The sequence below is a fragment of the Sphingomonas sp. genome (assembly GCF_035317925.1).
Taxonomy (GTDB): Bacteria; Pseudomonadota; Alphaproteobacteria; order Sphingomonadales; family Sphingomonadaceae; genus Sphingomonas_I.
In genome coordinates, this window is the sequence record NZ_DATHFV010000217.1 from 1 (window position 1) to 2528 (window position 2528).

Here is a 2528-nt window from a genome sequence, read left to right on the forward strand (position 1 = left end):
ATCAGCATCGTCACCCCGGCCCCGTCGAAGACGCTCACCGCGAATGTGAGCACGTTCGGCACGACCGACAGCGAATATGGCGCGACCGCCGCCTTTTCCGGCCCGCTGACGCCGACGATCGGCTTCCGCACCAACCTCAACTACGACAATTTCAAGGGCAACATCCACGATCTGGCGAACGGCCATAAGATCAACGGCCGCCGCAATTTCTCGACCCGCAACAAATTGGCGTGGGATCCCTCGCCCGACGTCAGTGTCTGGGTCGGGATCGATTATATCAACGGCAAGACTACCACCGGCCGCCCCTTCATCGCGCTCGATCCGGCCGCGACCTTGAACGGCATCGCCGCCTACACGCCCGCCGTATTCGCACCCGGCGTCACACCCGGCCCGAACAATCGCGACGTCGTGAACAATTATGTGACCGGCACCAAATATCACGATTTCGACCAGTCGCTGCACGTCTCCTGGGATCTTGGTGGGCCGACCTTCCTGTCGATCACCAGCCACGACAAATTCCACATGGACGACACGCTCGATCAGGATGAATCGGCGATCGTCGCGCGCGACAACCGCCAGACCGGCGAGTTCAATTCGACCCAGTTCAGCCAGGAATTCCGGCTGGTATCACCCGGACACGACCGCTTCCGCTATACGTTGGGCCTGTTCTACACCGATCTGAAGGCCAACCGGCCGTTCGTGCGCGGCCCCTTCACCGCGATCGCGCACTGGTATGCGGAGCAGGAAAACAAGCTGTCGGCGGGCTTCGGCCAGCTCGAATTTGATATCCTGCCCAAGACGACCCTGATCGCGGGCGGGCGCTACAGCCATGAAAAGGTGAGCTACCTTTTCCATGACTTCACCAGCACCGATCCGAACAATCCGTTCACCGGCAGCGACGGCGACAGCTACGCCAATTACAAATTGGGCGTACAGCAGCATATCGACGACAATGTCATGCTGTTCGCGACCTATGCCACCGGCCATAAGGGCGAGACCTACGATCTCACCACCGGCTTCAATCGCAACCGCCAGCTCGCCGGTGCGATCAAGCCCGAGACGTCGAAGGATTGGGAGGCCGGCGCCCGCACCGAATGGCTCGATCGGCGCCTGACGCTGAACGTCACCGCGTTCAGCACAAAATATCGCGACTATCAGGCGCAGGGCATCGAAATCCTGCCCGACGGCACCACCAATTATCGCCTCGCCAATGTCGGTGCGCTGCGCACCCGCGGCGTCGAGATGGAGCTGGGCGCGCGGCCGACCAACGCGCTCTCGCTGGGCGCGTCGGTCACCTATGACGATGCCAAGATCACCAACTTCCCGGCGGCGCAATGCTTCCCCGGCCAGACGGTGGCGCAGGGCTGCATCGCGGCGGCGGGTCCGGTTCCGGCGCACCAGAATCTGGCCGGCTTCCGTCCGCCTCAGGCACCGCAGTGGAAGGGCAGCGCCAATTTCGACTGGACGCCCAGCCTTGGCAATCTGCCGTTCGAAGGCCTCGTCCAGGGTGCGTGGAGCTATCAGAGCAAGGTCAATTACCTGCTCAGCCAGGATCCGCGCACCGTCCAGCCGGGCTATGGCATCCTCAACCTGACGGTCGGCATCCGCCAACCCGACAAGCATTATGAGGTCGCGTTGTTCGTCAACAACCTGTTCGACAAGCAATATTACGTGAACTTCGCGGATTCGTTCAGCAATTACGGCAGCCACATCGCCACGCAGGCCTACCTGCCGCGCGATTTCCGCCGTTATGCCGGCATCCGCGCCTCCGTCACTTTCTAGTCAAAGGCTCCCCTTAGGGCGGCGGCTATGGTAGCCGCCGCCCCTCTTTTTGCCCTCCGTTCCCGAAAGCGTCCAAATGCCCAAGATCACATCCGCCCGCGTCATCGTGACCAGCCCCGGTCGCAATTTCGTGACGTTGAAGATCGAAACGGACGAAGGCGTCTACGGGATCGGCGACGCGACGCTCAACGGGCGCGAACTGGCCGTCGTCGCGTACCTTCAGGAGCATGTCGTGCCGTGCCTGATCGGGCGCGACGCGCACCGGATCGAGGATATCTGGCAGTATCTCTACAAGGGCGCCTACTGGCGGCGCGGTCCGGTGACAATGACCGCGATCGCGGCGGTCGACATGGCCTTGTGGGATATCAAGGGCAAGGTCGCCAACCTGCCGGTCTACCAGTTGCTCGGTGGTGCCAGCCGCGAGGGCGCGATGGTCTATGGCCATGCCAACGGCAAGGACATCGAAGAGACGATCGCCAACGCGCTGATCTACAAGGCGGAAGGCTACAAGGCGATCCGCATCCAATCGGGCGTACCTGGCCTGGCCTCGACCTATGGCGTGTCGAAGGACCGCTATTTCTACGAGCCCGCCGATAGCGACCTGCCGACCGAGAATGTGTGGTCGACCGAGAAATATATGCGCTCGGTCGTGCCGCTGTTCGAGAAGGCGCGTGAGGCCTTGGGCTGGGACGTGCATCTGCTGCACGACATCCACCATCGCCTGACCCCGATCGAAGCCGGCCGCC

At 62.3% G+C, this 2528-nt stretch carries 1 protein-coding gene and 1 pseudogene; both read left to right on the forward strand.

The window, feature by feature from the left end; genetic code table 11:
* Nucleotides 1–1782 (forward strand): TonB-dependent receptor (locus VK533_RS15965; RefSeq protein WP_324379511.1); only part of this gene is annotated, 1782 nt, incomplete at its 5' end.
* 76 nt (nucleotides 1783–1858) lie between these two features.
* Nucleotides 1859–2528, forward strand: a pseudogene (locus VK533_RS15970) (bifunctional D-altronate/D-mannonate dehydratase); the annotation flags it as partial.